This is a genomic window from Streptomyces auratus, assembly GCF_050433025.1.
Lineage (GTDB): Bacteria > Actinomycetota > Actinomycetes > Streptomycetales > Streptomycetaceae > Streptomyces > Streptomyces sioyaensis.
Genome location: NZ_JBNGCB010000003.1, coordinates 2,921,391 through 2,946,983, shown reverse-complemented (window position 1 = coordinate 2,946,983; position 25,593 = coordinate 2,921,391). Strand labels below are relative to the sequence as shown.

Sequence of the window (25,593 nt, the reverse complement as noted above, 5' to 3'; positions counted from 1 at the left end):
TCCCGTCAAGCGGAACGTGAGGAGTCCTCGCGGAGGGCATAGGTCAGCGTGCGTTCGCCCAGCAGATCCTCGACGAGATCGACAAGTTCCAGCACGGCCGCCGCGATGGTGTCCGGCTTCTCGCCCGCTACGAGGCGCCGCCCGATCTCGCTGTAGACCAGCGAGTGGCACCACCCGATCTGGGAAGCCACCGCGCGCGGCATCTGGTCGTCCGGCGCGGCCCCGGTCTCTTCGGCCAGGACGGCGCCGAGTGCCTCGGTCATCTGCCGGCCGAGGTCCTCCAGGCGGGCGGTGAGGGTGGGGGCGGCCCGCATCATGGCGAAGACCCGGCCGAAGCCGGCCGTCAGGCCCACCGTGCGGTCCCGGCGGCGCAGTTCGTCCCGGAGGTGGGCGAGCACGGCGCGGGCGGCGGACTCCCCGGGCCGCCGGGCGCGCACGATATCGGCGAGCCGTTGCGGGGAGGCCTGGTCCGGCGGCAGGACGAGGTCCTCCTTGGCCTCGTAATAGTTGTAGAGGGTGTTGACCGAGACCTCGGCCGCCGCTGCGACCTCGGCGATGGTGACCTGATCGAAGCCGCGCTCCACGAACAGGCCGATGGCCACCTCGGAGAGGTGTTGCCGTGTCTGCCGCTTCTTGCGCTCCCGCAGCCCTTCGCTCATGAAAAGAGCCTAACTGTGCTGCTCATGGGCGTTCATCCACCGAGCTTCCCGCCCTCGCGGAAGGCTCCCGGAAGCCACCGGGCGGAGACTTTCGCGCGCGCCGCGAGGTGGGCGACGTAGGCATCCCGTACCTCGTCCGGCGTGGTGAAGCCCGGCTCCCCACGCAGCCATTCGTCCGGGACGGCCGCGACGACCTCGCGCAACAGCCGTGTACTCACCCGGGGTGCGAATTCGGCGTCCGCCGCCGCCAGGTCCGGGCTCCGGGAGCCGAGCACGTGATGACGGAAGTCGTAGGCCTTCCCCACCGCGTCCGCCGCGCTCTCCCACCGATGATGGAAGACGAGCGCGGCACCGTGGTCGATGAGCCACAAGCGGGGCTCCTGGTGACCGGAGGTCGGCCAGACCATGAGGTTCGAGCTGTGCACCGTACGGTCCACATTGGCGGTGAACGCATCCAGCCAGATGATCCTGGCAGCCTCCACCGGATCGGCGTGCAGCGCGTGCGGCGTGACGTCGGCGGCTCCCGGCAGGTAGTCCATCCCGAGATTGAGGCCCGCACTGGAGCGCAGCAGATCCTGCACTTCTTGATGCGGTTCCTCCTCGGCCACCGCGGGGTCGAAGTGCATCAGCACCAACTCCGGTACCCGCAGCCCGAGTCGACGGGCCAGCTCCCCCACGATGACCTCGGCGACGAGCGCCTTGCGCCCTTGCGCCGAGCCGGTGAATTTGACGACGTACGTCCCCAGATCGTCGGCCTCGACGACGCCGGGGACCGACCCGCCGCTCCTGAGCGGGGTCACGTACCGGACGGCCGTCACCGTGCGCAGCTCATGCGTTGCGGTGGTGGTCATGGGTTCCCGCCCCCGTTCCCTCATGAAGGGCCGCCCCGGAGAGTCGACGGCCGAGAAAATGAATCCTACTTCAAATATGCAGTCCATTATAGTTTTCTGGGACGGCGTCAGGTCCCGGCCGTCAGCACAGGACGGACCGATTCGAACCGCTTCGACAGGAGATGCGAGCATGGCAAAGCCACAGGTGCACGACACGGCGGTCGCCCGCGCCAACGAGGCCCTCCGGACGTACACCCTCTCCGGCGAGGGCTGGCAACGCAGTCCCGGCGAGACCTTGCAGCACGTCCTCACCGACTTGCTGCACTGGTGCGACGACACCCAGCGCGACTTCGACGCCGCCCTGGAGCGCGCACGACGACGGCACGCCGAGGAAGTGGGTCAGGCGGACTAACGCACGGCGCGGTGACGGTGCGGCCGAGCCGCCGCATGTGAGCCTGAGGCCGGGGTACCCGGGCGGCAGGAGGTGCGCGGATGACGCGAGGGCTGACGACGGGCGCCGAACTCCTCGGGTGGTGGGCGGTGTTGACCGGGTTGTGGATCGTACTGATCGGTCCGGTGGACACGCTGGAGTGGGCGGTCGGCGCCGGCGCTGCGCTGCTCTGTGCCGCCGCGGCCTGTGGGGCGCGCCGCGCCGCCGGTCGCCGGTGAACGGCTGGACCGCCGCGGGGACGGCGCTGCTGGTGGGCGGCGTCGCCCCAGCCGCATGGGGCGCGGCCACCGGCCCGGTCCGCAGGCGGGTGCCCGCGCAGAACCTCACGACCACCCTGCTCAGCCTGGTCATCCTGCTGCTGGCGCAGGGCTACGCGCGCCCGGCCTATGTGGATCCGGCGCTGGTGCTCTCGGCGCTCGGACCGGCCGGCACGCTGCTGTATGTGCGATTGCTCGCCGACCGGCTGGCGGCGCGGCCACCGCGGCCACGGGCGCTGCGCACGGTGACGGCGCTGAGCTACGCGGCCGTGCTCGCCGTGGTACCGCCGCTGTGCGCGGCCACCGGCCCGGGCAGAGCGCTGGTGAAACTGCTGGTCATCGGGGGCCTGTTGATGCTGGGGAGCTGGGCGGCCGCCCGGGCGGTGACCGCCGCCGTCGTGACGGGACACGACCGTACCGGGCCGGCGGAAGGGATGTCCGATGGCTGATGAACTGCCGCTGCTGTGCGGCCTGATCCTGGTGGCCGGTGCCGGGACCGCCACCGTCCTGGTGCGCGATCCCGTACGGCAGTCCTTTCTGCTCTCCTTGCTCGGCCTGGCGCTGGCCACCGTCTTCCTGCTGCTCCAGGCGCCCGATGTCGCACTCTCCCAGCTGGCGGTCGGCTCCGCGCTGACCCCGTTGATGGTGCTGCTGTCCGTACGCAAGGTGCGTCGCACGGCACGCAGCGAGCGCCGGGAGGAGCACGAATGAGCAGCAGAGTGCGGCTGTGGGTGCTGGCCACCGGGGGTCTGGGGGTGGCCGTCCTGTTCGTCCTGGCCTGCTGGGAGCTGCCCGCCTTCGGCGGCTCGTGGCACCCTTACGGCGTCCGGGCCGTGCATGCCGCGCTCGCCCGGCACACCGCCAACACCGTCTCCTCGGTCAACTTCGACCAGCGCGCCTTCGACACGCTCGGCGAGGAGTCCATCCTGTTCGGCTCGGTCGTGGGCACCGTCGTCCTGCTGCGGCAGACCCGCGAGGAGAACCGGCTGCCGCCCGAGCCGGCCCGGGTCGCGTCGTCGGTACGCCGCTATGCCCTGCTCGCGCTGCCCGTCACCCTGCTGATCGGCCTGTACGTCATCGCGCACGGCCAGCTCAGTCCCGGGGGCGGCTTCCAGGGCGGCGTGGTGGTCGCCACGGCGCTGCATCTGCTCTATATCGCCGTGGACTACCGTGCACTGGAGCGGATCAGACCGGTCGGCATGTACGAGGTGGCGGATGCCGCGGGTGAGGCCGCCTATCTGCTGGTGGGCGCGGCCGCACTGGTCACCGGGGCGGCATTCTTGACCAACTTCCTTCCCTACGGCACCTTCGACACGCTCTCCTCCGGCGGCACCGTTCCCGTGCTCAATGCCGCGATCGGCGTGGAGGTGGCGTGCGGGGTGGTCGTCCTGCTGGCGCGGTTCCTGGACCAGGCCGTGGAGATCGAGGGCGCGGAGCGCGACGACGAAGCGGAGGCCGGGACATGAGTGTGCTGCCGTACCTGATCGCCGGATGGCTGTTTCTGATCGGCTGTTACGGGCTGGCCACCAGCCGCAATCTCCTCCACGCGGTGGGGTGTCTCGCCGTGTGCCAGTCCTCGACCTATGTGCTGCTGCTCGCGATCGGATACCGGCGCGGCGGCACCGCCCCCGTCTTCTCCGACATCGCGCCGGGCTCCCGCCCGGTCGTCGACCCCGTCGTGCAAGCCCTCACCCTCACGGACATCGTCATCGGCGCAACCGTCACCGCGCTGTTGCTCTCCCTGGTCATCCAGATCGCCAAACGGCACCGGACGGTGGACCCGGACGAGCTCTCGGAGCTGCGGGGGTGACCGTCGCGCAGAGCCTCCCGCTGATGGTGGCCACCCCGCTCTTCGGCGCGGCGGTGCTGGTCGGGGCGGGCCGACGGCTTCCGCGGTACGCCGCGGAAGTGCTGGGGTGCCTCTTCGCCTCGGGTACTGCGGCGCTCGCGCTGGCCGCGTCGGCCGCCGCACCGTCGTCCACCGCGCGGCCCGTCGCATGGCTGGGCGGCTGGCGGCCGCACGGCGGCGCGAGCGTGGGCATCGTGCTGGTCGGTGACCGCATCGGACTGGGCCTGGCCGCGCTGGTCTCGCTGCTGTCCCTGGCCGGCCTCGCCTACGCCTGGCGGTACTTCGACGAACCCCCACGGCGCCATGCGGGCTCCTTCCCCGCCCTGGTGCTGCTCTTCCAGGCGGGCATGTGCGGCTTCGCGCTCGCCGGGGACCTCTTCAACGCCTTCGTCTTCTTCGAGCTGATGGGTGTCGTCGCCTACGCGCTCACCGGCTACCGCGTCGAAGAGGCCCGCGCCGTCCAGGGGGCGCTGGTCTTCGGCCTCGTCAACTCCCTGGGCGCCTATGCCACATTGCTGGGCATCGGACTGCTCTACGCCCGGACCGGGGAACTCGGCCTCGCCCAGATCGGCAGCGCCCTCGACGCCCGGCCCGGCGGTCCGGACGCGCTGGTGATCGCCGCCTTCGTCCTCGTCCTCACCGGTCTGCTGGTCAAGGCCGCGGCGGTGCCGTTCCACTTCTGGCTCGCCGATGCGCATGCGGTGGCCCCCACACCGGTGTGCATGCTGCTGTCCGGGGTCATGGTCGAGCTGGGACTGTACGGCGTGGCCCGCATCTACTGGACCGTCTTCGCGGGCCCGGGCGGCATTCCGGCGCCCGACGCGCACCGGGCGCTGCTGGCCCTGGGGGTGCTGACGGCCGTGCTGGGCGCGGTGCTGTGCTGGCAGCAGCGCCATCTCAAGCGGCTGCTCGCCTACTCGACGGTGGCGCACACCGGGCTGTTCCTGGTGGGTGTCGCGGTGCTCACCCCGGAGGGACTCGGCGGCGTCGTCCTCTACGTGCTGGCGCATGCCGGGGTCAAGGCCGCGCTCTTCGCCTGCGTCGGCATCCTCCTGGACCGGTTCGGCAGCGTCGACGAGTACCGGCTGCACGGCACGGGACGTGAACTCCGCTGGGCGGGTGCCCTGTTCGGGCTCGGCGGCCTGGCGCTGGCGGGACTGCCGCCGTTCGGCACCGCGCTGGGCAAGGCCGTCACCGAAGAGGCGGCCGGCGGCTGGGCGACGGCGCTGTTCGTGCTGGTCTCGGCGGCCACCGGGGGCGCGGTGCTGCGGGCCGGGGCACGGGTGTTCCTGGGAGCGGGGCCGGCCGCGGAGACAGCTGCAGCACGGTCCGGTCCGGCCGGCTCGGCCGAGGAGACGACCGGGGACGCCGAGGAGCCGGAGACCCGTGGCGGGCGGCTCTCCCGGGTGCCGGACAGCATGCTCGCGGTGCCCACGGTGCTGCTCGTCGGTGCACTGGCAGTGGGGCTGGCCCCGGGCCTGTGGACGGGCATCGGCGCTGCGGCCGACGCCTTCACCGACCACGCCGGCTATCTGGCCACCGTGCTGGACGGCCGTGCGACGGAGCCCGCGGCCACTCCCCCGCCGCACTGGACCGCACCCGGCGTGCTGTGGGGCCTGCTGGCCACCGCTCTTGCCGTGGCGTTCGCCATGGCGGCCGTGCGGCAGCCCGTTCCGGAGGAACCGGCCCGCTGGGCCGGGCCGCTGCGCCGGCTGCACTCCGGCCATGCCGGGGACTATGTCGCCTGGTTCCTGGCGGGCGTCACGCTGCTGGCGGCGCTGGTCGTGTGACGGACCGCTGCCGTCTCCGTGCCGCCCGCGGAGCCGGAGCGAGCCCCGGAGTTCCCTGGACGACACGTGGCCGCAGGGCGGCTCCGCGCTCGCGTACACGGAGTGCCCGGGGTGGCGGGCGCCCCGGCGCGGTCAGGAGTGGGGAGCGCCGTAGTAGCCGGTGAGCTGCTGGTGGTAGGCGTCATCGTCGAGGTGCTTGTCCTTGTCGAACTCGGGGGCGTGCTCGATGTCGTCCTTGGTGCGGGAGAGGTAGATCGTGGTCGCTTCGACGTCGATGGAGGAGATGGTTCCAGCCGGCAGCAGGACATGCCTGCCGAAGATCCATACCCCGGTGTCGACGACCAGGTAAGCGGTGCCGACCTCCTCGGAGTGCTTGTCGACCTTGCCGATCCTGCCGTCGATCGCCTCGACGTCGAAGCCGGTCAGATCGGTGCCCGCCTGGTAGCCCGTCTTTCCTGCGAAGCTCCAGATGGTGTCCGTCATGGGAACCCTCACGTCGTGGTGGGCCGCCCGGCGGCCGGCATGCTGCGGAACGCCGGCGGCTGTGCATTTACCGGGGAATTCAGCGGTCTTTGTGCGCGCGCCGACCCGGTTTTCTTCATTCTATTGCGGCGGCGCGGGCTCCCCGCAGCATTCAGCTGCGAGGAGCCCGCGCGGACGGTGAAGTCACCAGCGGTACCAGCGCCCGCGCCCACCTGCGGCGCTCGTCGACCGCATGAGGAAACCGAGCAGCCAGAACGCCAGCACGACGACGGCGACGATCCATAGGGCCTTCAAGGCGAATCCGGCGCCGAAGAGAAGGAGCGCGAGAAGCAGGACGAGAAGCAGGGGAACCATGAGAGTCAACCTCCGAATAGGGGACTTCGACTCCACGCGGTGAGAGTACGACCTCCGGTGGAAAGCGCCGGATGTGGCGACTGGGAATATTCAGGTGCCGTGCGGCGGAAGGCCGGCTCAGATGCGGCCGTGGGCAAGTCGCGTCAGGGGGCCGGTCCGTGGCTTCGCCGTGGCACGGCCCGCGGCGAATGCAGCTCCGACGGCGCCGATCAGCCCGGCGCCGACGCTCGCGGCAAGGGCCTTGCGCTTCTTGACGACCTTCCAGGTGGTGACGGCCGTGGCAGCGACGTTTTCGGGTGCGGCCACCGCGGCCTGCCGACCACTTTCGATACTCGCCTTGGCGCGATCACCGGCCGCCGCGCTTTCCTTGGTGGCGACACGAGCCGTATGTTCGGCAGCCTTCCTTCCCTTGGCGGCAGCCGCCTTGGATTCGCGCTGCACCGTTCCTGAGGGGCCGTCGGACTTCTTTCGTTCGTCACTCATACCATTCGTCTCGCCACTCCTGCCTTTTTGAAACCCCGCAAGTTTTCCCGCTGTTGCCCGCCTCCGCTGATTCCTCGTCAAAGGCATTGCCACCGGAGATCATTCATTGCCCTCGGGAGATGTTGCTCCGGGGGCGGCAGGGAGTGCCGCATCGTCCCGTGTGAAGGGGTGGGGCCGCTGAGGGCGGGTACCCGGGCCCGGCGAAGATCCGCCGCAGTGCGCGGACCGTTGAGGAGGCGGAGGGCCGGGGTGAGCGAGGGAGTGGGCGAGGAGCGGGCGGAGCCGGCGCAGCAGGGCCGGCTCGCCCGGATCGGGCAGTGGTGGAAGCGGGCATGGGGGTCGGAGGGACTCGAGCGGCACACCGCGCTGCTGATCGGCAAGAGCACCCTGGCCGCCACGATCGCCTGGCTGGTCTCCTCCCACGTGCTGCACGCCCAGTCGCCGGCGTTCGCCCCGTTCTCCGCGGTGTTGATCATGCAGGTGACCGTCTACCGGTCGTTGCTGGATTCGTCACGCTACGTGGCCGCCGTGGCGGCGGGTGTGGCGGTCCAGGCGGCATCGGGTTTCCTGGTCGGCCCCGACGTGCTGACGTTCGCCCTGGTGGCGCTGGTCGCGCTCACGATCGGCCGGTGGCCGGCGCTCGGTTCGCAGGGCTCCCAGGTCGCCACCGCGGCGTTCTTCGCCTTCTCCACCTACGTTTCCGCCCCCTCGAACCTCGACAAAGCGACCCAGCTCGGCCAGATCATCCTGCTGGTGCTCCTCGGCTGCGGCATCGGGATCCTCGTGAATGTCGCCGTCCTGCCGCCCCTGCGCTACCGCGGTGCCGAGCACGGCATCCGCACTCTCGCGCACGCCCTGTGCGACCTGGTCGGCGACGTGTACCCGGCATTGCGGGCACACGAGGTCGACCCGGAGCGCACCGAACGGTGGCGGGCCCGGGCGGGGCGGACGGGAGACCTCGTCACCGAGGCGCGGGCAGGGCTGCGCACGGCCCAGGAGAGCCTCCACTACAACCCGCGCCCTCTCTTCCGCCGCCATCGCGGGCGACCCGGCTTCGCGGGCTACGGCGCGGTGCTGGAAGCGCTGGAGCGCACCCGGCACCAAGTCGCGAGCCTGACGCGGAGCCTGGACCGGTGGAGCGGGGACGAGGACCGCCACCGCTACGGGTCCTTTCTGGAGTGCTACGCCGACTTCCTGGCATCCGTCTCCGAGATCACCCGGGTCCTCTCCGGCCTCGACGAGGACCGGCTCCACGAACAGGCGCCGCAGTTGTGTCAGCTCGCGGACCAGGCGCAGCACTGCCGCCGGCGCGTCGCCGAACAGGCCGAGCGGGATGCCCTGCCCCTCGCCGACCCGGCCCGCCCGTACGGGGTCCTGGTCATCGAGGCCACCCGCCTGATGGAGGAGTTCCAATACACCTGTGACGTACTCCAGCACCACGTCGACCGGCACCGTCGCTGACGTCCGGGATGCAGCGGGAATGCGGCCCGCGCATACCGCTGCCGCCTGAGGAACAACGCCTGTCCGCACACTTCTTGGGCGGTGCCCGGAATCAACGCCGGGGACCGCCCAAGGAGTGTGTGACCGATCAGTGCTTGAAGGCGTCCTTGGCCTTCTCCTTGGCCGCGCGGAGATGTCCCTTGGATTCCTTCGCACTGCCCTCAGCCGTCGCACTCTCGTTGCCGACGAGACGGCCGGCTTCCTTTTTTATCTTGCCGCCGATCTGGGCAGCCTTTGCTTTCGCCTTTTCCGTGGCGCTCATGGTGCGGTCCTTCCCTGGGATGGGGCACCTTTTTGATGCCCCAGGATTCCCTGACAAAACTGTTGTCCCATGCGGGGCAGAGACGGCCGCGCACACGGTCCCCTTGGGGCGGTTTCTCACTTGGAGCTGGGCACCCGTGACGGTCCGGATTCGTCGCCTTCCGCAGCCGTCATGTGCGCCGTCACCAGGCGGAGCGTCGCTAGATCATCAGGCCGACTGCCCCGCGCCGTGCCACGGTAGGAGAGTCGGCTGACTAGGGGGTGTCCATGCCCCGTGGGCGACTGGCGAAGGAGACCGAGATGCACGACACCGCGCCCTCCCCCACCCCTGACCTCGATGGGCGCGATCAGGAGGACGAGAAATCCGGTCTCCGCCCCGAAACAGCCCGGCGGGAGACCGCGCAGGAATTCATTTCCGTAGTCGCGGACATCGCCTCGGGGGCGCTGGTTTTCCCGCTTCCCGGCTCCGGACGGACCGCCCAGCGGTTCGTCTCCCTGCAATCCGTCGCCCGTCGGGATCTCAGCCTGGCCCGGCTCGTCGAGGGCCATGTGGATGCCGTCGCCATCCTCGCGGAGCTCGGCGCGCCGCCGCCCGGACCGGCCGAAAGATGGGGTGTGTGGGCGGCGGAACCCCCGGGAGAGGGGCTGACCGCCACGCAGGGCGACGGTGGCTGGCGGCTGAACGGTCTGAAGCAGTACTGCTCCGGCGCCCGCAGTTGCACGCACGCCCTGGTCACCGCCGTCGCCGCGGACGGCCGGCGCCTCTTCTCCGTGGGTACGGGCGGTGCGGCCTGCCGCCCGGTGGACTACACCTGGCAGGCCCTCGGGATGGCCGGCAGCGACACCCTGGACGTCCGCTTCACCGAGGCCCCCGCGGTACCCGTCGGCCCGGTGGAGGGCTACGTACGGCGCCCCGGCTTCCAGCACGGCGGAATCGGCGTGGCCGCCTGCTGGTACGGCGGTGCGCTGGCCGTCGCCCAGACCCTGCGTCGCGCGGCGGAACGCGGAGCGGACCCGCACACCGATGCGCACTTGGGTGCCGTCGACATGTGGTTGCACGCCGCCGGCGCGCTGCTGGAACAGGCGGCCACGGAGATCGACCAGGACCCGCTCGACCGTGGCGGCGGCGCCAGGCTCCGCAGTCTGCGGGTGCGCGGGTTCGTCGAGGACGTCTGTGCCCGGACGCTCACTCATGTGGGACGGGCCACCGGCGCCGCGCCGCTGTGCCGCGACGTGCGCCATGCGCGCAACGCCACCGACCTGACCGTCTACCTCCGCCAGCACCACGCGGAGCGCGATCTCGCCGAGCTCGGTGGCCTGGTCGCCCGCCCGGAGGCATCGCGATGACGTCGTACCAGGACGAGCAGGACTCCGACCCGATCCGGGCACCGGGGACCGCGGAACGGGAATGGCGGGCGTGGGGCGGGTGGGAGGCGCTCCCCCGGCTGCGGCTGCCCCGGACCGGTCATGTCGTGGTGATCGCTGCCCATCCGGACGACGAGGTGCTCGGCTTCGGCGGCTCGCTGTCCCTGCTGGCGGCCGACGGTGTGCGGCTGACCGTGGTGACCGTCACCGACGGGGAACGCTCGCATCCGCACAGCCGCGTCGAGACCCCCGAGTCCCTCGCCCGCCTCCGCGCCCTGGAGTCCCGCTCGGCGCTCGGCACGCTCGGCGCACCCGGCGCGGACATCATCCGGCTGCGCCTCCCCGACACCGACGTCGCCGGCCACGAAGCCCACCTCGCGCACGCCCTGACATCCCTCTTGGCGAAAGCCGCACTCTGCGCCGCGCCGTGGACCGGCGATCTCCACCCTGATCACGACGCAGCCGGCCGCGCCGCGCGGAAGGCGGCCCGCGCCGCCGGCGTGCGCTGCCTCCACTATCCGGTGTGGATGTGGCACTGGGCCCGCCCTGCTGACCCGCGGGTGCCCTGGGCCGACGCCGCACGCATCGTCCTCCCGCCCGTCTCCCTGGCCCGCAAGGCCGCTGCCCTCAGCTGCTTCACCAGCCAGATCCGCCCGCTCGGGCCTGGACCGGGCGACGCCGCGATCCTGCCGTCCGAAGAGCTCGCCCATCATCTGCGCGCCACGGAGGTGGTGTTCGGGTGAGCACCCCGTCCTCCTATTTCGACGCCATGTACCAGCACTCGTCCGACCCCTGGCAGCTCACCGAGCGCTGGTACGAGCGCCGCAAGTACGACCTGACCCTCGCCGCCCTGCCCCGGCCGCGGTATCGCCGTGCCTTCGAACCGGCTTGCTCCGTCGGCGAGTTGACCCTGCGGCTCGCCGAGCGCTGCGACGCCGTTCTCGCCTGCGACCGGATCGCCTCCGCAGTTGCCACGACGGCCCGGCGTACGGCAGCGCATCCGCACGTCACGGTGGAATGCCGCGCCCTCCCCGCGGAGTGGCCGGACGGCACCTTCGACCTCATCGTCCTCTCCGAGTTGCTGTACTACTTCGACACCGCCGACGTGCACGCCCTCCTGGACCGTGCCGTCGGCGCGCTGGAGCCCGACGGCACCCTCGTGGCCGTGCACTGGAACCACCCGGTGAAGGAACACCTGGCCACGGGAACCGACCTGGCAAGGGTTCTCGCGCGCTTTCCCGGTCTTGCTCTGCTGGCCGACCACCGCGAGGAGGATTTCGTCCTGCAGACCTACGGCCGGCTCGGCACCGACGGCAGCAGGCCACCGTCCGTCGCCGCGCGGGAAGGGCTGGTATGACCCCGGAGGCGGTGGCCGTCGTCATCCCGGCGCACAACGAGCAGGCCCTCCTGCCTCGCGCCCTGGCCGCCGTGCACGCGGCCGCCCGCCATCCGGCGCTGGCACGGACGCGGGTGGCGGTCGTGGTGGCGGCCGATTCCTGCCTCGACGACACGGCCGGGGTGGCCCGCGGAGCGGGGGCGGTGGTCGTGCCGCTGCGCTGTCACAATCCGGGCAGGTCCCGCGCTGCCGCCGTGCGCTGCGCCCTGGACGTCCTGGGGGTCCCGGAGGCCGGCGTGTGGATCGCCTCCACCGACGCGGACAGTGCCGTGCCGCGCGACTGGCTGGCCTTCCAGCTCGCCCGCGCAGAAGAAGGATGGGAGGCGGTCGTCGGCACCGTCGCCGTGACCCGATGGCCTCCAGTGCCCGGCCTCGCCACCCAGCACCACCGCCTCTACCACGCCACTCGGCCCGCCGGCGGCCTCCCGTGGCGTCACCCGCATGTCCACGGCGCGAACCTCGGCGTGACCGCCACCGCCTACCGGAAGGCGGGCGGATTTCCGCCGCTCCCCGCCGGAGAGGACCACGGCCTCGTCACCGCGCTCGAACGCGGCGGCCACCGGGTCCTGCGCACCTCGGACTGTCCCGTCGAGACGTCGAGCAGACTGCGCCCGCGCGCCGCCGGTGGCTTCGGGCGCGACCTGGCGGCGCTGGCGGGTCCGGCCGGTCGGGCAGGGCCGGCCGTAGAAGGTGAGCCGGCCGGCTGACCGTACGGCGTGCGCGGCTCGCCGAGGCATCAGCGATGCCGTACGCGATCCGCACACGGACTCCTATTTTTTGGGGCGGCCCGTTCCCCGTCCCGCGCACCCTCGCGCCGAGAAATACGAGTTCACGGTCACCGCGCCCCACCGGGAGAAGTTTCTGCGGACGGAAACGGTCCAACCGCCACCACGCATACGTTCGACGTTGACGGGCACGCGGTGTTCTACCGCCCAAACAGCCCACCGTACTTGGGACTTCAACAAGACCACCACGACGTGCAACGGACGGGATCATGGCAACAACGCAGAGCACGGAAGGAAAGAGTGGCCCGAAACGTATCGGCGCTCCCGCAGCGATGCGCCGCGCCGCTGCGCAACTCGCTCAGATGCTGCAATGCGAGCCCGGCTCGGTATCCGCACTCAAAGGCACCGACGACGGTTGGTCGGCGGACGTGGAAATAGTGGAGATCCAACGGGTTCCGGACACCGCGAGCGTGCTGGCTTCCTACCGCGTCCACCTCGACGAACAGGGTGAACTCGTGGGATACGAGCGCACCCGGCGCTATGCCAGGGGTCAAATCGACCGGTGACGGAAGGACGCTCGCCAGAAATCACGAACGTGCCGTGACCCGCTCCAGCGCACTGGAAGGGAAGATCGACCGTGACTGTCGTCCAGCAATCCAATGCACCGAGCAGTGGCAGTGGTTCAGGAAATCTCTATGATGTCCTTGAGCTGATACTCGACCGAGGACTCGTCATCGACGCCTTTGTCCGCGTCTCCCTCGTCGGTATCGAGATACTCAAGATCGATGTACGTGTCGTCGTCGCGAGCGTGGACACCTATCTGCGTTTCGCCGAGGCATGCAACCGACTGGATCTGGAATCTGGCCGCAAGGCGCCCAGTCAACTCACCGATCTGGTCGGCGAGGTGACCGAGGACGGCGCCAAAGGAAAGTCCAAAGGCGCACTGACCGGCGCTATCGAGGCCTTCAGCGATTCCTTCCAGAAGGGTCACGAGGAACCCGAGCAGGAGGAAGAAGCGGAGCGCCCGGCGCGCAAGTCTTCCGCGTCCGGCAAGCGCCGTACGGCCCGCCGCCGGGAGGAGTGACCATGCCGACCTACGTCTACGCCATCACCGATGCCGACCATCCGCTCCGTCTGGACGGCATCGAAGGGGTCGGCGACCCCGCAGCGCGGCTGCGCACCGTCCGGACCGAGCAGCTGAGCGCCGTGGTCAGCGATGCGCCGGCGGATTTGCGGGCCAAGCGCAGGGACCTGGTCGCCCACCAGAGCGTGCAGGAGCGTCTGCTCTCCGACGGCCCCGCGCTGCCGATGCGCTTCGGCCTGGTGGGACCGGACGACGACCAGGTCGCGGCCGTCTTGGACGAACAGCGCGACGCCTACGCCGAACGCCTCAAGGAGATCGCCGGCTGCCTGGAGTTCAACCTCAAGGTCGCCCGCGACGAGGACGACCTGCTGCGGGAGATCATGGCGGAGTCCGCGGGCGTACGGCGGCTCAACGAGCGCACCCGGCGTGATCCCGATGCGCACCGCGACCGGGTCGCGCTCGGCGAGCTGGTCTCCCAGGAGGTCCGGTCCCGACAGGACCGTATGGGCGCCGAGATGGTGGACCGCCTCACGCCGGCAGCGGAACGTACCGCGGTCGCCGACCCGACCAAGACCCACTTCCTGAACGTGTCGTTCCTGGTCAGGCGGGAAAAGACCGCAGCGTTCTCCGAGGCCGTCCAGCAGGAGGCCGAACAGCGCGGCGTGGCCTACACGTTCCGTCTGAACGGCCCACTGCCGCCGTACAGCTTCGTCTGAGCCGGCCGCCACACGCCGAGCGGAGACATCCCATGGGCCTCCTCACGAACATCCTGACCCTTCCGCTGGCTCCGGTACGGAGCACGGTCTGGGTACTCGACCAGGTGTTGCTCACCGCGGAGCGCGAGTACTACGACCCGGAACCCGTCCGCGAGGAACTGCGGGACATGGAACAGCAGTTGCTCGACGGAAGCATGACGCCCGAGGAGTTCGACCGGCGCGAGGACGAACTACTGGACCGCCTGGAATGGCTGGAGGCCCACCAGCAGCGGCTGCGTACCGACTCCTGATCACGAGGAGAACGAGGAGAACGAGGTGTACGAGAGATGATGAGCAACGCCAAGATAGGTGTGGCCCTCGTAGGGGGCTACGTCCTGGGACGTACGAAGAAGGCCAAGCTGGCCATCGGCCTGGGCATGTACCTCGCCGGCAAGCGGCTGCCCCTGGATCCGAAGCAGCTGGGCAAGCTGGTGGCCAATTCACCGGTCCTCGGTCCCCTCAACGACCAGGTACGCAGCGAACTCGTGGACGCCACGAAGTCTGCGGTCAGCACCGCGCTCACCCAGCGCATGTCTGCTCTCACCGACTCCCTGCACGAGCGGACCCTGGAACTCGGCGACGCGGAGAGCGAGAGCCGCACCTCCCGAGAGGCGGAGACGGCGGACGAGACGGCGGACGAAGAGCGTCTGAACTCCGGGGCCGAGTCGCGGGATGACGCCGAGGACGAGGAGCCTGGGCCCCCGCGCAAGCGGCCGGTCGCGTCGTCCGCGAGGCCGAGCAAGCCCGCGGCGGACACGGCGTCGACCAAGACGTCAGCCAAGACGTCGACCAAGGCATCGACGAAGACGGCGGCGAAGACGGCCAAGCCGGCGGACAGGGCCGAATCCACCGCCACGGGCAAGGCGGCTCACGGGACAGGTAAGACCGCCTCAGGTGCGCGAAAGACCGCCACGGGCGCCCGGAAGAAGGCCTCCGGGACGGCACGCAGGACTGCTGACCGCGGGGGCCGCAATGACTGAGTCCACATTCGGCAAGGTGAAGAACGACGTGGCGGCGAGCCCGGCCGCCGGCGAACTCAAGGAAGAATTCCAGCGCTACCTCCAGGCCCGGGCGCAGCACGCCATCACCCGCCTCGGCCACCGGCTGGGCGAAAGCGTCGCCGGACTCGGCGAGCCCGGCCACGGTTCGGGCGGACTCCTCGGCGGCCTCGCCAAGGGCGGCAAGGCGCTCGGCGCGGGCAGTTCACCGGCGCAGGCCGCGCTGACCGCTGGTGCCTCGCACCTCAAGGACACCGTCAAGGACAAGGTCAAGGGCCTGTTCGGCACGGGCCGCAAGAGCGGGGGCGGCGCGTCCAGGAGCGTGACGATCGTCGAGGACATCGACGTGGGTGTGCCGGTGCGCGAGGCGTACGACCAGTGGACGCAATTCCAGGAATTCAGCACCTTCGCCAAGGGTGTCGTGAGCGTCGAGAAGTCCGACGACACCACCAGCAACTGGAAGGTGAAGGTCGGCAAGTCCACCCGCAGTTGGCGGGCGAACGTCACCGAGCAAGTGCCCGACGAGCGCATCACCTGGACCACCGAGGGCGCCAAGGGAACGGTCAAGGGTGTGGTCACCTTCCACCCCCTCACCGAAGACCTGACGCGAGTGCTGCTGGTTCTCGAATATTTCCCCAAGGGCCTCTTCGAGAAGACGGGCAACCTCTGGCGCGCGCAGGGCCGGCGCGCCCGCCTCGACCTCAAGCAGTACCGCACATTCCTCATGCTGCGGGGCGAGGCCACCGACGGCTGGCGGGGCGAAATCCGCGACGGCGAGGTCGTCGTCGAGCACGCCGAGGCCGTGGAAGACGAGGAGCGCGCCGGCGAGGACGAACCCGCCGAGGACGAACCCGGCCTCGAAGACGACCAAGCCGACCTTGCCGAGGACGACTTGGACGAGGACGACTTGGACGAGGACGAGCCGGACGACGACGAGCCCGGCCTCGAAGAGGAAGAGGAGGGCGAGGCGGACGACCTCGACGAGGAGGACGACCCCGGTGAGGAGGACGACCCACCCGCCGACCGTCCACGGCGCCGCCCCGTCGCGGCCCGGCACTGACCACCCTGTCCCACCCGAACTGACGCACAGGCGAGGCTGATCACGTGTCCGACTCACTGGCCGGCCGTATGGGACCGTCCTCCGGGATGTCCCCGTACAGCGGGCAAGGCTCGTCCGCCAACCTGGCCGACATTCTCGAACGCGTCCTCGACAAGGGCGTCGTCATCGCGGGCGACATTCAGATCAACCTGCTCGACATCGAGCTGCTGACCATCAAACTGCGGCTGCTCGTCGCCTCCGTCGACAAGGCCAAGGAGATGGGCATCGACTGGTGGGAGCACGATCCCTCGCTCTCCTCCCGTGCCCATCCCCGCCAGGAGGTCGCGGACGCACCCGCCGCGCCAGCGGGCAGCGACCGTCTGACCGAGGAGAACGCGCGGCTGCGCGCCGAGCTCGCCGAACTGCGGGCTGCCGTCGGCCTGCCGAAGAGCTCCCGGAGCGATGGAACACCGCAGTCGGCGCACGAGGAGGAACGGTGAACACCGACGCCCAGATCACCGAAGCGGGCGCCACTGCGACCACAGCAGGCGCCACTCCGCTCGACCGGCCGGACGCCCCCACGGACCCCGGCGCCACGGTCTCGTACGTGTACGCCCTCAGCCGCGCAGGCACCGCACTCGACACGAGGGCCCCGCAGCTCGCCGGGTTGGACGACGGCCCTCTCCGGACCGTCACCCGCGGCGAGTTGTCCGCCCTCGTGTCCTCCGTGCCGGCCGGCGCCTACAGCGAGGAGGGCATGCGGGCACGGCTGGAGGACCTGTCCGGGCTGGCGGCCGTCGCCCGTACGCATCACGCGGTGATCGAAGCCGCATACGCCACCACCACCGTGCTCCCCATGCGGCTGGCCACGGTGTATCTGGACGATGCCCGGGTCCGGTCGATGCTCCACGAGCGCCGAGCGGACTTCGGCGAGCTGCTCACCTGGCTCGAAGGCCATGTCGAGCTGGGGGTCAAGGTCTACGCGGACCCGCGCGAGCCGGGCGCAGCGGCGCCGGACCCGGCACCGGCCCCCGCCTCCGCGCCGGTCGGCCCCGGCCGCGCGTACCTGCAACAACGCCGGGCGCAGCGGCGCCATCACCGCGATGCGTACCGTGCTGCGGGGGCGGTCGCCGGTGCCGTACCGGACCGGGTGTCCGCGCTCGCCCGGGCGAGGGTCGCGCACCGTCCGCAGCAGGGCGAGCTGGCTTCGGGCCCGGGGGAGAACATCTCCAACGAGGCCTACCTGGTACCCGCTGAGCGGACAGGGCAGTTCCACCAGGCGTTGACGGGTCTGGCCGGCGGCGTGCCCGGCGTTCATGTCGAGATCACCGGCCCCTGGGCACCGTATTCCTTCGCCACGCCCCCCACGGCGGGCGCCGCCACATGACCGACAACGAGGTGGCGACGGACGGCTTCGTGGCGGAGTCGCTCGCCGGGCGTCAGGTCGCCCTGATCGACCTCCTCGACCGGCTGCTGAACGGCGGCGCGGTCCTCACCGGGGATCTCGTCCTGTCGGTCGCCGAGGTGGACCTGGTCCGGATCAATCTGCGTGCGGTCATTCACTCGATCACATCCGACGACCCGGCGCCGTGGTGAACGGCCGGGTGAACTCCCTTGCTGGACAAGGAAGTTCACCGCAACGACGACGAGGAGGACCCGTGCCGGAAGACCCCGACACCGCACCCCACCCCGCCTTCGCGGAGGTCGCCCAGGCCGCGGCCCGGGCGTTCGATCTGATACCGGCCGGGACGAACGACCGGCGCTCGGGCAGCGACCTGGCCCAGCGACTGAAGACCGATCCGGAGACCGTCGAACGAGATCTCATCACATTGGTGCTGACCATCGTCGAGCTCTTGCGGCAACTCATGGAGCGCACCGCATTGCACCGCGTCGACCAGGGCGATCTGAGTACGGACCAGGAAGAGCGGATCGGAATGACGCTGATGGTTCTCGAAGACCGGATGTCGGAACTCTGCCGCCGCTATGGACTCACCCTGGGCGACCTCAATCTGGACCTCGGACCGCTGGGCTCACTGCTTCCCAGAACAACTCCGGATGACGCCACCACGACACACCTTCAGTAACCGACTCGTCGCCATAGGTGAGCCGGAGTGGGTGACCACCCCCTCGGCTCCGCTTTCCGCTGAAATGCCGACATCAGAACGCGCGCCTATAGTGAACCGGGACTGTTCGCAGCGCTGTCAGGCGAATCCTGCCAGGTCAGCGCCTGGCCGCCGGGCAACACCGCGCGAACGCCCGCGCAGGCACCGACGCCCGGCTCGCCGGGCAGTCAGGAAGGAGGTCCGCCCATGTTGAGCGCGATCGCAGACGTCATCAGGGCGATCGGCGGCGCCATCGCCACCGTCGTCACCCTGCCCTTCCGCGCCGTAGGCCGGCTCTTCGGAGGAGCCGCAGACTCTGCACACGGCCGCCACTGAGGCGACTCCCGGCCGTCCGTACCGCTACCGCGACGCGTCAATCGCCCCAGATCTTGCGGTAGGCCTGGCGGTAGCCCTCGGAGTCCCAGGACAGTGCGCCGCCGCTGTTGGCGGAGGTGGCGATGTGGACGGGGGCGACGTACCCGCTGTCCTTGGCGCCGGTGAACGCGCGGTTGAACTCGTCGACGATCTGCCAGCCCTGTTCGGAGAGCGGCTCGGGCACGGTGGCGGCCTGGAACTGCTTGCCGTTGACGCGCTGGAAGGCCGACGGGTCGCCGTCACCGGCACCGATGTTGAAGGGGGCGCCGGCGCCGTCCTTGCCCGCGGCGCGCAGGGCGGGGGCGGCGTGCTGGAAGTACAGGTCGTTGATGGCGGCGGAGTAGGTCCACTTGCGGCCGAAACGGGACATCAGGGAGCGGACTTCCCCGATGGCGCGGCTGTTGACCTGGGGTATGGGCATGTTGGTGTAGCTCAGCAGCTTGGTGCCGGAACAGGTGGCGAGTTCCTTCTTGATCAAGTCGGACTTGTGCTTCGCGAAGGGCACCGTGGCATCGGTGAACAGGACGACGCCCGCGCGGCCGTCGGACCGGGCGATGATCCAGTCGGCGCTGATCTTCGCGACGTCCTCCACCCGCGTGGTGATGTTGCTGAAGAGTTTCGGGTCGTCATTCGGGCCGGGAGCCGGGTTGGCGTGCCAGCCGATCAGCGGAATTCCCGCCGCATTGGCCTTTTTGACCTCGCCCCGTGCCACCCCGGGATCGAAACCGCTGATGACGATGCCATCCGGCCTGAGGTGGAGGGCCTCCTTGAAGGCGGCCCGTTGGCCGGCGGGCGTGCCCTGGCCGTTGAGGGTGCGGGCGTGCCATCCGACGATCTTGGCGGCCTCCTGGACACCTTGGGCGACTCCGGCGACGCCGGGGTTGGTCAGGGTCTCGGCGATGTAGACGACGGTCTTGCCGTGGACGGCCTTGGGCCCGGTGGTGGGGCCCTTCCAGGGGGCGTTGACCGCCTCGGCGTTCTTGACGGCTTGCTTGGCTCCGGAGAGGGCGGTGGGGCAACCCGGCTTGGCGGAGCTCCGGTGGGACGCGGTGGCGCCGCCGCCGGGTTCGCAGCCGGCGGCAGTGGCCATGACCAGGAGTGCGGCGGCTGTCACGACCGCCTTGCGGGTGGGGTGCACGGGTCTCCTCGCAGGGCAGGATGAGGATACGGGTTGGGGTGGGGGGAGACAGGTTACGGGTGGCGATTCTCCGAGGGACATCCGCCTCGGGGAGAGTCGGTGTACGCCGCCTGTGGCCGGGCCCCGTACGGGACGGGCCGGTCCGCGCACTGCTCCCCACGGGCTCCTGGCTCCTGGCTCCCTACCGGACACCGGCCCCTCGGCCGGAGTTGCTCGCTCCGTGGGAGCAACGCGCCAAAAGTGACAAAGAGTTGAATACCACTTGGCCATTGCTGGGGCACGTCTTGCATGCCTGCAGCCACGCGGTAGTGTTCACGGCCGGTTGGACATGTGGCGCAAACTTTTCGCTCGCATTCGGGGCGAATTTCGCAAGCGTCGCACTCCCCCCGTCGTCGGCGGTCGGCAACAACACCACCTCGGTCACCGCTCAGGAGCACGTCGTAAGGAGGCCTGGGTGTCTGTGGACACAGTGGACCCGCCACACGGACCGGACCCGTCCCGGCGTTCACCGTGGAGGCCGCGGTTCCGTCAGCAGACGGGTGCCCTCCTGGACCGATGGCCGTTCCGGCGGAAACTCAACGTTCTGGTGATCGCGCCCGTCGCGGTCGTCGGCGTCCTGCTGGCCATCGGCGTCGACACGCAGGTGGACAAGGCCCTGGACGCCAGCCGGACCGCGGAGCTGGTGCGTGACAGCGAGCAGGTCACGAGGCTGATCAACGACGTCGAGGCCGAACACCGGCAGGCGCTGCTGCTGTCCGTGGAGCAGGAGTCGGCCCGGCCCGGCGACGCCCTGCCGTCGACCGCCGCCTACCGTCGTACGCAGCAGGAGACCGACAAACAGGTCACCGCCGTGCATGCCGCGTTCGGGGCGGGGCTGTCGAAGGACGAGGCGCAGGCCCTCGCATACATCCGGGGCCTCGCCGTGCTGCGCGACAAGGTCGAACGGGGATCAGTTCCGGCCGCCACCATCGACCCCGCCTACGCTGCCGCGGTCGGCTACCTGATCGATGGCATCGGCCTCGACCGCTACGTCGGCACCTCGTCGTCCTCGGTCACCAACCTCCTCGACACGGTGTTGCGCGCCGACGCCGCCCACGCGGCCTTCGAGAGCGGGGTGTTCTCCGCCCAGACCCGGGATGCCAACGCGCTCACCGAGTACACCCGCGCGGTCGGCGCCCACAAGCTCTACGAGGAACAGTCCGAACGCTTCGGCCGGATCGCCGCCCCGGACCAGGTCCTGCGCCTGAGCGGGATCGAGCGGGATGCCGAGGAGAACGGCATCGAGGCCCAGTTCGCGCAGCTCCAGATCGATCCGGGCTCCCTGCAGGGCCAGACCCCGCACGAGCTGCGCAAGGCGATGGCCGCCGGAACCCGGCAGGCCGAGGCCCGCCTCACCATCACCCGGTCGCTGACCGACCAGATCGCCGCCCGGTCCGACGGTCTCTCCCGCAGCGCCCTGGACAACGCGCTGGCGATGCTCGCCCTCGCCCTGCTCGGCTTCACCTCCTGGCTGTCCTTCTCCGTCCTGGTCCGGCGCTCGGTCGTACGTCCCCTGGCGGCCCTGACCGGCGCCGCCCAGCAGGTGGTCGACGTGGCCGGCGAGGAACTCGCCAGGGTCGAGGACGACGAGTCGGCGGACGGCACCCCGCTGCAGCCGCGGCCGATCCCCGTCCCGGTCCGCGACGAGATCGGCCACCTGGCCGAGGCGTTCAACCAGGTGCAGGTCACCGCCGCGGCGCTGCTGGAGCGGCAGGTGCTCAGCCGCCGCAACGTCGCCGAGATGTTCGGCAACGTCGGACGCCGGGTCAGCAACCTCACCTCACGCCAGCTCATCCTCATCGACGCCGTGGAACGCGAGGAGACCGACCCCGACGTCCTGGAGCGGATGTACCGCATCGACCACATCGCGGTACGCCTCCAGCGCAACGCCGACAGCCTGATGCTGCTCGCCGGAATCCGAGACCCCGAGGTGGAGGCCCGGCCGACCAGCCTGGTCAACGTCATCCGGGCCGGGCTCGGCCAGATCGAGGGGTACCAGCGGGTGTCCCTGCGGTCCGAGACAGAGGTCACCGTCGCGCCCGACATCACCGACGACCTGACCCTGATGCTCGCCGAACTGCTGGAGAACGCGGTCTCGTTCTCCCCGTCCGACACCCCCGTCGAAGTGGTCGTCCGGCCCGGCACCGATGTCACCTCGGACGGTGGCGCCCTGATCGAGGTCATCGACCACGGCCTCGGCATGAGCGCGGAACGGCTCGACGAGGAGAACTCCCGGCTGGTCCGCCGGGAACGGCTCGACCTCGTACCGACCAAGGTCCTCGGCCTGTTCGTGGTCGGAAACCTCGCCCGGCGCTCGGGCATCCGCGTCACCCTCAGCCGCACACCGGGCGGCGGGGTCACCGGCACCGTCTGGCTCCCGTCCGCGCTGCTGCTGGCCGTGAACCCCGCCGCCACGCAGACCCCGGCAGCGGATGCGGACGAGGCCGACGTCGACGTCGACACCGACACCGACACCGACGCCGTGGCAGACCACCCGGCAACACCCGAGCCTGAGTCCACCGGGCCCGCGCCGGCCGCCGCCACACCCCTGCCGGTACGGGCCCCCGCCACCACGTCCGAACAACGGCCGGCCGCCCCCTCGCGGGACGGCGAACTCCCCCGGCGCGTCCCGCCGCCGCGCACGGACGCGGAGCACACCGCCCCCACGTCCGAGGCGCGCCCGGCACAGTCCGGCCAGCCGCTGCGCCGGCGGGTCCGGGGCGCGACGCTCGGCAGGACCACCCCGACGGCCGACCGGGTGACCCAGGCCGTGCGCCGGCCGGTCGACGCCGACGCGGTCCGTTCGGAGCTCGACGACTTCGAGGCTGCCGTACGCAGGGCCGAGCAGGACAGCGCTCCCACCCCGACCGATCCAGCACCATCGCACCACCAGCAACCCCGGAAGGAGTCGGGCAGTGACGACGCCGACAGGTAAGAGCAGTTCCGAGCGGGAACCCATGGATCTGACAGCCGCCGCGGCCGACTTCACCTGGCTGCTCGACCGGTTCGCCACCCAGACCGCCGGCGTCGTCGACGCCATCGCGGTGTCCTCCGACGGCCTGCTGATCGCTGTCTCCCAACTGCGCGAGCAGGCCGACTCCGAGCGGCTCGCAGCGATCGTGTCGGGCGTCACGAGTCTGGCCGCCGGTGCGTCCGGCAACTACGGCCTCGGCGGCCTCAACAAGGTCATCATCGACTTGGAGGGCGGCCATGTACTGGTGTCGGCCATCGGCTGCGGTGCCGTCCTCGGCGTGGTGACCTCGAAGGAGGCGAAGCTCGGCAACATCGCCTACGAGATGACCCTCTTCGCCAACCGGGCGGGGAGCGCACTCACCCCGCAGCTGGTGCTGGAGCTCAAGAAGAACGCCGGCGCCACACCGGCCCGCTGACCCGTCCCACACCGCGGAGGCAGGATGCAGGGCTTGAGAAGAGGAGCATGATGGCCGGCGGCGAACCAGGGCCGGACGACGAAGCAGTTGGCCGCGCCCAGGGCCCGTCGGAGCCGGCCGGCCGCGCGCCCGCGATCCGGCCGTTCCTGCTGACGGCCGGCCGGGTGGCGGGGGGCGGCACCGGCCCCCCGCTCCCGGTCGAGACCCAGGTCGTGGCGACCTCGGCCGGGCTCTCCGCCCTGGGCTCGCTCGCCTTCGAACAACACGACATCGTCGCCGCCTGCCGCCGGCCGCAGTCGGTGGCGGAACTGGCCGCGGGGCTGCGCCTCCACCTCAACGTGGTCCGGGTGCTGGCCGAGGACCTGCGCGCCGCCGGACGGCTGGCGGTCCACGTCCCGAACGCCGGGACCACCCAGGACATCTCCGTACTGCGAAGGGTTATCGATGGTCTCCGTGCCGTCCCCGACTCACGGGACACACTCCGTGACAGCGGTTGAACAGCCGCCGGTACCGGTCAAGTTGGTCATCGCCGGCGGCTTCGGCGTCGGCAAGACCACGGCCGTCGGCTCGATCTCCGAGATCCGGCCGCTGACCACAGAGGCCGCCATCACCGAGGTCGCGGCCGGCGTCGACGACCTGACGCACACCCCCGGCAAGACCACCACCACGGTCGCCATGGACTTCGGCTGCATCACCATCGACCCGACCCTGAAGCTCTACCTCTTCGGGACGCCGGGCCAGGACCGGTTCGGTTTCATGTGGGACGACGTCGTCGAGGGCGCTCTCGGCGGCCTGGTGATCGTCGACACCCGCCGCCTGGACGACTGTTACGCCGCAGTGGACTACTTCGAGCACAAGGACATCCCCTTCGCCGTAGCCGTCAACGCATTCGACGGCGAAATCCACCACAACCTCGACGAGGTGCGCTGGGCCCTGGACGTCTCCGACCACGTCCCCCTGACCGTCTTCGACGCCCGCAACACAGGCTCGGTCCGCGACGCCCTCTTGGTCGTACTCGAAGTCGCCCTGTCCCGGGCGGAAGACACCACGCAGTGACGGAGGCGGACTCAGTGCGCGGAGTCCAGCATCGCTGTCCACAGCTGCGTGAAGTCGGGCATGGTCTTGGCGGTCGTGGTGATGTCGTCCACCCGCACACCCGGTACGCGAAGGCCGATGATCGCGCCGGCGGTGGCCATGCGGTGGTCGGCGTAGGAGTGCCAGGGGCCCGAGTGCAGGGGGCGCGGGGTGATGAGCAGGCCGTCGTCGGTTTGCGCCACCGCCCCACCCAGGCCGTTGATTTCGTGTGCGAGGGCGGCCAGTCGGTCCGTCTCGTGCCCTCGGAGATGTGCCACGCCGCGCAGGGTGGACGGGCCCTCCGCCAGCGCCGCCACGGCGGCGACGGTGGGGGTGAGCTCGCCTGGCGTCGCCGGCCTGCGTCGTGCGCTCCGGCCAGCCGGGCACGGTGACCCTCCCGCCGGTCACCGCGGCGGCGGCGAGGAAGGGGGCGGCATTGGACAGGCCGGGTTCGATGTCGATGTCCAGGGCGGCGAGGGTGCCGGGTGCCACCCGCCAGATGTCAGGGGTGGCGTCGTCGACCATCGCCACGGTCAGGTCGACATATCCCTCGCCACCGGGCCGGGATCGGTGCACCGGATGCGTACGGCCTTGTCGGCCAGCGGCGCGACCAGCAGCACGCTCGTCAACACCTGCGAGCTGTGCCGGGTGTCGACCGTGGTGGTTCCGCCGAGGCGCCGGCTGCCCCGCACCGGACCCGCAAATGTGCCGCGTCACTGAGGTCGTCGACGGTGCCGCCCGCCGAGCTCGGGGATGAAGCTCAAGAACTCCCTGACCGGTCGAGTGAGCATGGACGCGTTGCCCTCTAGTACGGTCTCCCCCGGCGACAGGCAGGCCACCGCCGCCATGGTGCGGAAATTGAAGGCCGAGCCCACGACGGACACCTTCGCATTACTCGCCGAGGTTGATTTCCCCACGCCGGAAAGACCCAGCATATGCGTATCGTGGTTACTGATGGTAAGCACAAATTCCTGGGCCGAACCGAAGAGGCTACGGGCCTCCGAGGACCACGCCGGGTGCACGATGACACTCGGCGCGTTCGCCAAGAGGCTCAGTAGCAGGGCTCGCTGCATATGTGGCTTGGAATGCGGGATCCGAGCGTCCCCGCTATACGCGCGGCCGCCGGGCCGATGCCCGTCGCGTGGCGCGCGACGAGGACCGGACGCCGACCGAAACCTGAGCCCCATGGCGGTGGCA

Annotated in this window: 36 protein-coding genes and 1 pseudogene; 27 read left to right on the top strand and 10 right to left on the bottom strand. The window is 70.5% G+C overall.

The features are described 5' to 3' along the window. Window positions 1-5: 5 nt before the first annotated feature. On the bottom strand, window positions 6-659 hold the full coding sequence (locus tag BKA18_RS32595) for a TetR/AcrR family transcriptional regulator (protein WP_366046345.1): 654 nt from the start codon (window positions 657-659) through the stop codon (window positions 6-8). Between the two features lie 32 nt (window positions 660-691). Next, entirely contained in the window at window positions 692-1,510 is an 819-nt protein-coding gene (locus tag BKA18_RS32590; RefSeq protein WP_366046344.1) for a HipA family kinase, read from the bottom strand. A gap of 169 nt (window positions 1,511-1,679) precedes the next feature. Between BKA18_RS32590 and BKA18_RS32585 the strand changes: the two genes are divergently transcribed. The 7 genes from BKA18_RS32585 (at window position 1,680) to BKA18_RS32555 (ending at window position 5,836) form a co-directional block, all read left to right on the top strand. Further along, on the top strand, window positions 1,680-1,901 hold the full coding sequence (locus BKA18_RS32585; protein WP_366046343.1) for a hypothetical protein: 222 nt from the start codon (window positions 1,680-1,682) through the stop codon (window positions 1,899-1,901). Window positions 1,902-1,981: 80 nt separating this feature from the next. Then, window positions 1,982-2,158 (top strand): hypothetical protein, encoded by a 177-nt coding sequence (locus tag BKA18_RS32580; RefSeq protein WP_167551422.1) that lies wholly within the window; start codon window positions 1,982-1,984, stop codon window positions 2,156-2,158. After that, window positions 2,155-2,646, top strand: coding sequence for a monovalent cation/H+ antiporter complex subunit F (locus tag BKA18_RS32575; protein ID WP_366046342.1), 492 nt, complete (start codon window positions 2,155-2,157; stop codon window positions 2,644-2,646). The genes BKA18_RS32580 and BKA18_RS32575 overlap by 4 nt, the downstream gene beginning before the upstream one ends. Beyond that, on the top strand, window positions 2,639-2,908 hold the full coding sequence (locus BKA18_RS32570) for a Na(+)/H(+) antiporter subunit B (RefSeq protein WP_006601833.1): 270 nt from the start codon (window positions 2,639-2,641) through the stop codon (window positions 2,906-2,908). Before BKA18_RS32575 ends, BKA18_RS32570 begins: the two co-directional genes overlap by 8 nt. Beyond that, window positions 2,905-3,663: an MnhB domain-containing protein gene (locus BKA18_RS32565; RefSeq protein WP_040897875.1), complete on the top strand. Its 759-nt coding sequence runs from the start codon at window positions 2,905-2,907 to the stop codon at window positions 3,661-3,663. The genes BKA18_RS32570 and BKA18_RS32565 overlap by 4 nt, the downstream gene beginning before the upstream one ends. Further along, on the top strand, window positions 3,660-4,007 hold the full coding sequence (locus BKA18_RS32560) for a sodium:proton antiporter (protein ID WP_006601835.1): 348 nt from the start codon (window positions 3,660-3,662) through the stop codon (window positions 4,005-4,007). Before BKA18_RS32565 ends, BKA18_RS32560 begins: the two co-directional genes overlap by 4 nt. Continuing rightward, on the top strand, window positions 4,004-5,836 hold the full coding sequence (locus tag BKA18_RS32555; RefSeq protein ID WP_366046341.1) for a complex I subunit 5 family protein: 1,833 nt from the start codon (window positions 4,004-4,006) through the stop codon (window positions 5,834-5,836). Before BKA18_RS32560 ends, BKA18_RS32555 begins: the two co-directional genes overlap by 4 nt. A gap of 132 nt (window positions 5,837-5,968) precedes the next feature. On the opposite strand, the gene BKA18_RS32550 is transcribed toward BKA18_RS32555, so the two are convergent. The 3 genes from BKA18_RS32550 to BKA18_RS32540 all read right to left on the bottom strand — a co-directional run bounded on the left by BKA18_RS32550 (window position 5,969) and on the right by BKA18_RS32540 (window position 7,156). Next, window positions 5,969-6,319, bottom strand: coding sequence for a PRC-barrel domain-containing protein (locus BKA18_RS32550; protein ID WP_366046340.1), 351 nt, complete (start codon window positions 6,317-6,319; stop codon window positions 5,969-5,971). Window positions 6,320-6,502: 183 nt separating this feature from the next. Then, window positions 6,503-6,673 carry a hypothetical protein gene (locus tag BKA18_RS32545; protein WP_006601838.1) on the bottom strand — a complete coding sequence of 57 codons (171 nt, stop codon included), beginning with the start codon at window positions 6,671-6,673 and terminating at the stop codon, window positions 6,503-6,505. A 117-nt stretch (window positions 6,674-6,790) separates the two neighbouring features. After that, the gene (locus BKA18_RS32540) at window positions 6,791-7,156 is read right to left on the bottom strand and encodes a hypothetical protein (protein WP_366046339.1); all 366 of its coding nucleotides are present in this window, start codon (window positions 7,154-7,156) and stop codon (window positions 6,791-6,793) included. 249 nt (window positions 7,157-7,405) lie between these two features. Between BKA18_RS32540 and BKA18_RS32535 the strand changes: the two genes are divergently transcribed. Next, window positions 7,406-8,617 carry an FUSC family protein gene (locus BKA18_RS32535; protein ID WP_366046338.1) on the top strand — a complete coding sequence of 404 codons (1,212 nt, stop codon included), beginning with the start codon at window positions 7,406-7,408 and terminating at the stop codon, window positions 8,615-8,617. Between the two features lie 127 nt (window positions 8,618-8,744). On the opposite strand, the gene BKA18_RS32530 is transcribed toward BKA18_RS32535, so the two are convergent. Continuing rightward, window positions 8,745-8,918 (bottom strand): CsbD family protein, encoded by a 174-nt coding sequence (locus tag BKA18_RS32530; RefSeq protein WP_366046337.1) that lies wholly within the window; start codon window positions 8,916-8,918, stop codon window positions 8,745-8,747. Between the two features lie 299 nt (window positions 8,919-9,217). On the opposite strand from BKA18_RS32530, the gene BKA18_RS32525 reads away from it, so the two are divergent. From BKA18_RS32525 to BKA18_RS32455, 15 genes are all read left to right on the top strand, one after another. Continuing rightward, window positions 9,218-10,264 carry an acyl-CoA dehydrogenase gene (locus BKA18_RS32525; RefSeq protein ID WP_429638787.1) on the top strand — a complete coding sequence of 349 codons (1,047 nt, stop codon included), beginning with the start codon at window positions 9,218-9,220 and terminating at the stop codon, window positions 10,262-10,264. Beyond that, window positions 10,261-11,025 (top strand): PIG-L deacetylase family protein, encoded by a 765-nt coding sequence (locus BKA18_RS32520; RefSeq protein ID WP_366046335.1) that lies wholly within the window; start codon window positions 10,261-10,263, stop codon window positions 11,023-11,025. Before BKA18_RS32525 ends, BKA18_RS32520 begins: the two co-directional genes overlap by 4 nt. After that, window positions 11,022-11,639, top strand: a complete 618-nt coding sequence (locus BKA18_RS32515; protein ID WP_366046334.1) for a class I SAM-dependent methyltransferase — start codon at window positions 11,022-11,024, stop codon at window positions 11,637-11,639. The genes BKA18_RS32520 and BKA18_RS32515 overlap by 4 nt, the downstream gene beginning before the upstream one ends. Beyond that, complete coding sequence (locus tag BKA18_RS32510) at window positions 11,636-12,385, top strand: glycosyltransferase family 2 protein (RefSeq protein WP_366046333.1); 750 nt, start codon at window positions 11,636-11,638, stop codon at window positions 12,383-12,385. Before BKA18_RS32515 ends, BKA18_RS32510 begins: the two co-directional genes overlap by 4 nt. Window positions 12,386-12,672: 287 nt before the next feature. Continuing rightward, complete coding sequence (locus tag BKA18_RS32505; protein WP_366046332.1) at window positions 12,673-12,969, top strand: gas vesicle protein GvpO; 297 nt, start codon at window positions 12,673-12,675, stop codon at window positions 12,967-12,969. Window positions 12,970-13,040: 71 nt separating this feature from the next. Continuing rightward, on the top strand, window positions 13,041-13,487 hold the full coding sequence (locus BKA18_RS32500) for a gas vesicle structural protein GvpA (RefSeq protein WP_366046331.1): 447 nt from the start codon (window positions 13,041-13,043) through the stop codon (window positions 13,485-13,487). A gap of 2 nt (window positions 13,488-13,489) precedes the next feature. Continuing rightward, window positions 13,490-14,203, top strand: a complete 714-nt coding sequence (locus BKA18_RS32495; RefSeq protein WP_366046330.1) for a GvpL/GvpF family gas vesicle protein — start codon at window positions 13,490-13,492, stop codon at window positions 14,201-14,203. Window positions 14,204-14,235: 32 nt separating this feature from the next. Then, a complete protein-coding gene (locus tag BKA18_RS32490) occupies window positions 14,236-14,493 on the top strand; it encodes a gas vesicle protein GvpG (RefSeq protein WP_366046329.1) in 258 nt (85 codons plus the stop codon). 36 nt (window positions 14,494-14,529) lie between these two features. After that, the gene (locus BKA18_RS32485) at window positions 14,530-15,222 is read left to right on the top strand and encodes a hypothetical protein (protein WP_366046328.1); all 693 of its coding nucleotides are present in this window, start codon (window positions 14,530-14,532) and stop codon (window positions 15,220-15,222) included. Continuing rightward, window positions 15,215-16,300 (top strand): SRPBCC family protein, encoded by a 1,086-nt coding sequence (locus BKA18_RS32480; protein ID WP_366046327.1) that lies wholly within the window; start codon window positions 15,215-15,217, stop codon window positions 16,298-16,300. Before BKA18_RS32485 ends, BKA18_RS32480 begins: the two co-directional genes overlap by 8 nt. Window positions 16,301-16,344: 44 nt before the next feature. Further along, entirely contained in the window at window positions 16,345-16,779 is a 435-nt protein-coding gene (gene gvpJ / locus BKA18_RS32475) for a gas vesicle protein GvpJ (protein ID WP_366046326.1), read from the top strand. After that, on the top strand, window positions 16,776-17,666 hold the full coding sequence (locus BKA18_RS32470) for a GvpL/GvpF family gas vesicle protein (RefSeq protein WP_366046325.1): 891 nt from the start codon (window positions 16,776-16,778) through the stop codon (window positions 17,664-17,666). Before gvpJ ends, BKA18_RS32470 begins: the two co-directional genes overlap by 4 nt. Next, a complete protein-coding gene (locus BKA18_RS32465; RefSeq protein ID WP_366046324.1) occupies window positions 17,663-17,875 on the top strand; it encodes a gas vesicle protein in 213 nt (70 codons plus the stop codon). The genes BKA18_RS32470 and BKA18_RS32465 overlap by 4 nt, the downstream gene beginning before the upstream one ends. Before the next feature lie 62 nt (window positions 17,876-17,937). After that, window positions 17,938-18,363, top strand: coding sequence for a gas vesicle protein K (locus BKA18_RS32460; RefSeq protein WP_366046323.1), 426 nt, complete (start codon window positions 17,938-17,940; stop codon window positions 18,361-18,363). A 225-nt stretch (window positions 18,364-18,588) separates the two neighbouring features. Then, the gene (locus tag BKA18_RS32455; RefSeq protein WP_006601851.1) at window positions 18,589-18,717 is read left to right on the top strand and encodes an LPFR motif small protein; all 129 of its coding nucleotides are present in this window, start codon (window positions 18,589-18,591) and stop codon (window positions 18,715-18,717) included. A gap of 37 nt (window positions 18,718-18,754) precedes the next feature. Here BKA18_RS32455 and BKA18_RS32450 read toward each other — a convergent pair whose 3' ends face one another. Beyond that, a complete protein-coding gene (locus tag BKA18_RS32450) occupies window positions 18,755-19,894 on the bottom strand; it encodes a substrate-binding domain-containing protein (RefSeq protein ID WP_366046322.1) in 1,140 nt (379 codons plus the stop codon). Between the two features lie 586 nt (window positions 19,895-20,480). On the opposite strand from BKA18_RS32450, the gene BKA18_RS32445 reads away from it, so the two are divergent. From BKA18_RS32445 to BKA18_RS32430, 4 genes are read left to right on the top strand one after another with little or no spacing between them, the layout of a single operon-like run. After that, complete coding sequence (locus BKA18_RS32445) at window positions 20,481-22,868, top strand: ATP-binding protein (protein WP_366046321.1); 2,388 nt, start codon at window positions 20,481-20,483, stop codon at window positions 22,866-22,868. A 22-nt stretch (window positions 22,869-22,890) separates the two neighbouring features. Next, window positions 22,891-23,322 (top strand): roadblock/LC7 domain-containing protein, encoded by a 432-nt coding sequence (locus BKA18_RS32440; protein ID WP_006601854.1) that lies wholly within the window; start codon window positions 22,891-22,893, stop codon window positions 23,320-23,322. A 50-nt stretch (window positions 23,323-23,372) separates the two neighbouring features. Next, entirely contained in the window at window positions 23,373-23,819 is a 447-nt protein-coding gene (locus BKA18_RS32435; protein ID WP_051006811.1) for a DUF742 domain-containing protein, read from the top strand. After that, a complete protein-coding gene (locus BKA18_RS32430; protein WP_366046320.1) occupies window positions 23,767-24,378 on the top strand; it encodes a GTP-binding protein in 612 nt (203 codons plus the stop codon). The genes BKA18_RS32435 and BKA18_RS32430 overlap by 53 nt, the downstream gene beginning before the upstream one ends. 11 nt (window positions 24,379-24,389) lie before the next feature. Here the strand turns inward: BKA18_RS32430 and BKA18_RS32425 are convergent. From BKA18_RS32425 to BKA18_RS32415, 3 genes and pseudogenes are all read right to left on the bottom strand, one after another. Beyond that, a pseudogene (locus BKA18_RS32425) lies at window positions 24,390-24,903 on the bottom strand (3-phosphoshikimate 1-carboxyvinyltransferase); the annotation flags it as partial. A 26-nt stretch (window positions 24,904-24,929) separates the two neighbouring features. After that, window positions 24,930-25,088, bottom strand: a complete 159-nt coding sequence (locus BKA18_RS32420) for a hypothetical protein (RefSeq protein WP_366046319.1) — start codon at window positions 25,086-25,088, stop codon at window positions 24,930-24,932. Between the two features lie 21 nt (window positions 25,089-25,109). Beyond that, window positions 25,110-25,583 (bottom strand): hypothetical protein, encoded by a 474-nt coding sequence (locus tag BKA18_RS32415; protein ID WP_366046455.1) that lies wholly within the window; start codon window positions 25,581-25,583, stop codon window positions 25,110-25,112. Window positions 25,584-25,593: the final 10 nt, after the last annotated feature.

Excerpts from the sequence above, each read along its gene's own strand:
- BKA18_RS32550 (WP_366046340.1), bottom strand. The coding sequence starts at position 6,319 with ATGACGGACACCATCTGGAGCTTCGCAGGAAAGACGGGCTACCAGGCG.
- BKA18_RS32525 (WP_429638787.1), top strand. The coding sequence starts at position 9,218 with ATGCACGACACCGCGCCCTCCCCCACCCCTGACCTCGATGGGCGCGAT.
- BKA18_RS32495 (WP_366046330.1), top strand. The coding sequence starts at position 13,490 with ATGCCGACCTACGTCTACGCCATCACCGATGCCGACCATCCGCTCCGT.
- BKA18_RS32545 (WP_006601838.1), bottom strand. The coding sequence starts at position 6,673 with ATGGTTCCCCTGCTTCTCGTCCTGCTTCTCGCGCTCCTTCTCTTCGGC.
- BKA18_RS32520 (WP_366046335.1), top strand. The coding sequence starts at position 10,261 with ATGACGTCGTACCAGGACGAGCAGGACTCCGACCCGATCCGGGCACCG.
- BKA18_RS32485 (WP_366046328.1), top strand. The coding sequence starts at position 14,530 with ATGATGAGCAACGCCAAGATAGGTGTGGCCCTCGTAGGGGGCTACGTC.
- BKA18_RS32595 (WP_366046345.1), bottom strand. The coding sequence starts at position 659 with ATGAGCGAAGGGCTGCGGGAGCGCAAGAAGCGGCAGACACGGCAACAC.
- BKA18_RS32430 (WP_366046320.1), top strand. The coding sequence starts at position 23,767 with ATGGTCTCCGTGCCGTCCCCGACTCACGGGACACACTCCGTGACAGCG.
- BKA18_RS32440 (WP_006601854.1), top strand. The coding sequence starts at position 22,891 with ATGGATCTGACAGCCGCCGCGGCCGACTTCACCTGGCTGCTCGACCGG.
- BKA18_RS32560 (WP_006601835.1), top strand. The coding sequence starts at position 3,660 with ATGAGTGTGCTGCCGTACCTGATCGCCGGATGGCTGTTTCTGATCGGC.
- BKA18_RS32455 (WP_006601851.1), top strand. The coding sequence starts at position 18,589 with ATGTTGAGCGCGATCGCAGACGTCATCAGGGCGATCGGCGGCGCCATC.
- BKA18_RS32565 (WP_040897875.1), top strand. The coding sequence starts at position 2,905 with ATGAGCAGCAGAGTGCGGCTGTGGGTGCTGGCCACCGGGGGTCTGGGG.
- BKA18_RS32415 (WP_366046455.1), bottom strand. The coding sequence starts at position 25,583 with ATGGGGCTCAGGTTTCGGTCGGCGTCCGGTCCTCGTCGCGCGCCACGC.
- BKA18_RS32540 (WP_366046339.1), bottom strand. The coding sequence starts at position 7,156 with ATGAGTGACGAACGAAAGAAGTCCGACGGCCCCTCAGGAACGGTGCAG.
- BKA18_RS32580 (WP_167551422.1), top strand. The coding sequence starts at position 1,982 with ATGACGCGAGGGCTGACGACGGGCGCCGAACTCCTCGGGTGGTGGGCG.
- BKA18_RS32585 (WP_366046343.1), top strand. The coding sequence starts at position 1,680 with ATGGCAAAGCCACAGGTGCACGACACGGCGGTCGCCCGCGCCAACGAG.
- BKA18_RS32480 (WP_366046327.1), top strand. The coding sequence starts at position 15,215 with ATGACTGAGTCCACATTCGGCAAGGTGAAGAACGACGTGGCGGCGAGC.
- BKA18_RS32505 (WP_366046332.1), top strand. The coding sequence starts at position 12,673 with ATGGCAACAACGCAGAGCACGGAAGGAAAGAGTGGCCCGAAACGTATC.
- BKA18_RS32530 (WP_366046337.1), bottom strand. The coding sequence starts at position 8,918 with ATGAGCGCCACGGAAAAGGCGAAAGCAAAGGCTGCCCAGATCGGCGGC.
- BKA18_RS32435 (WP_051006811.1), top strand. The coding sequence starts at position 23,373 with ATGGCCGGCGGCGAACCAGGGCCGGACGACGAAGCAGTTGGCCGCGCC.
- BKA18_RS32570 (WP_006601833.1), top strand. The coding sequence starts at position 2,639 with ATGGCTGATGAACTGCCGCTGCTGTGCGGCCTGATCCTGGTGGCCGGT.
- BKA18_RS32590 (WP_366046344.1), bottom strand. The coding sequence starts at position 1,510 with ATGACCACCACCGCAACGCATGAGCTGCGCACGGTGACGGCCGTCCGG.
- BKA18_RS32490 (WP_366046329.1), top strand. The coding sequence starts at position 14,236 with ATGGGCCTCCTCACGAACATCCTGACCCTTCCGCTGGCTCCGGTACGG.
- BKA18_RS32510 (WP_366046333.1), top strand. The coding sequence starts at position 11,636 with ATGACCCCGGAGGCGGTGGCCGTCGTCATCCCGGCGCACAACGAGCAG.
- BKA18_RS32465 (WP_366046324.1), top strand. The coding sequence starts at position 17,663 with ATGACCGACAACGAGGTGGCGACGGACGGCTTCGTGGCGGAGTCGCTC.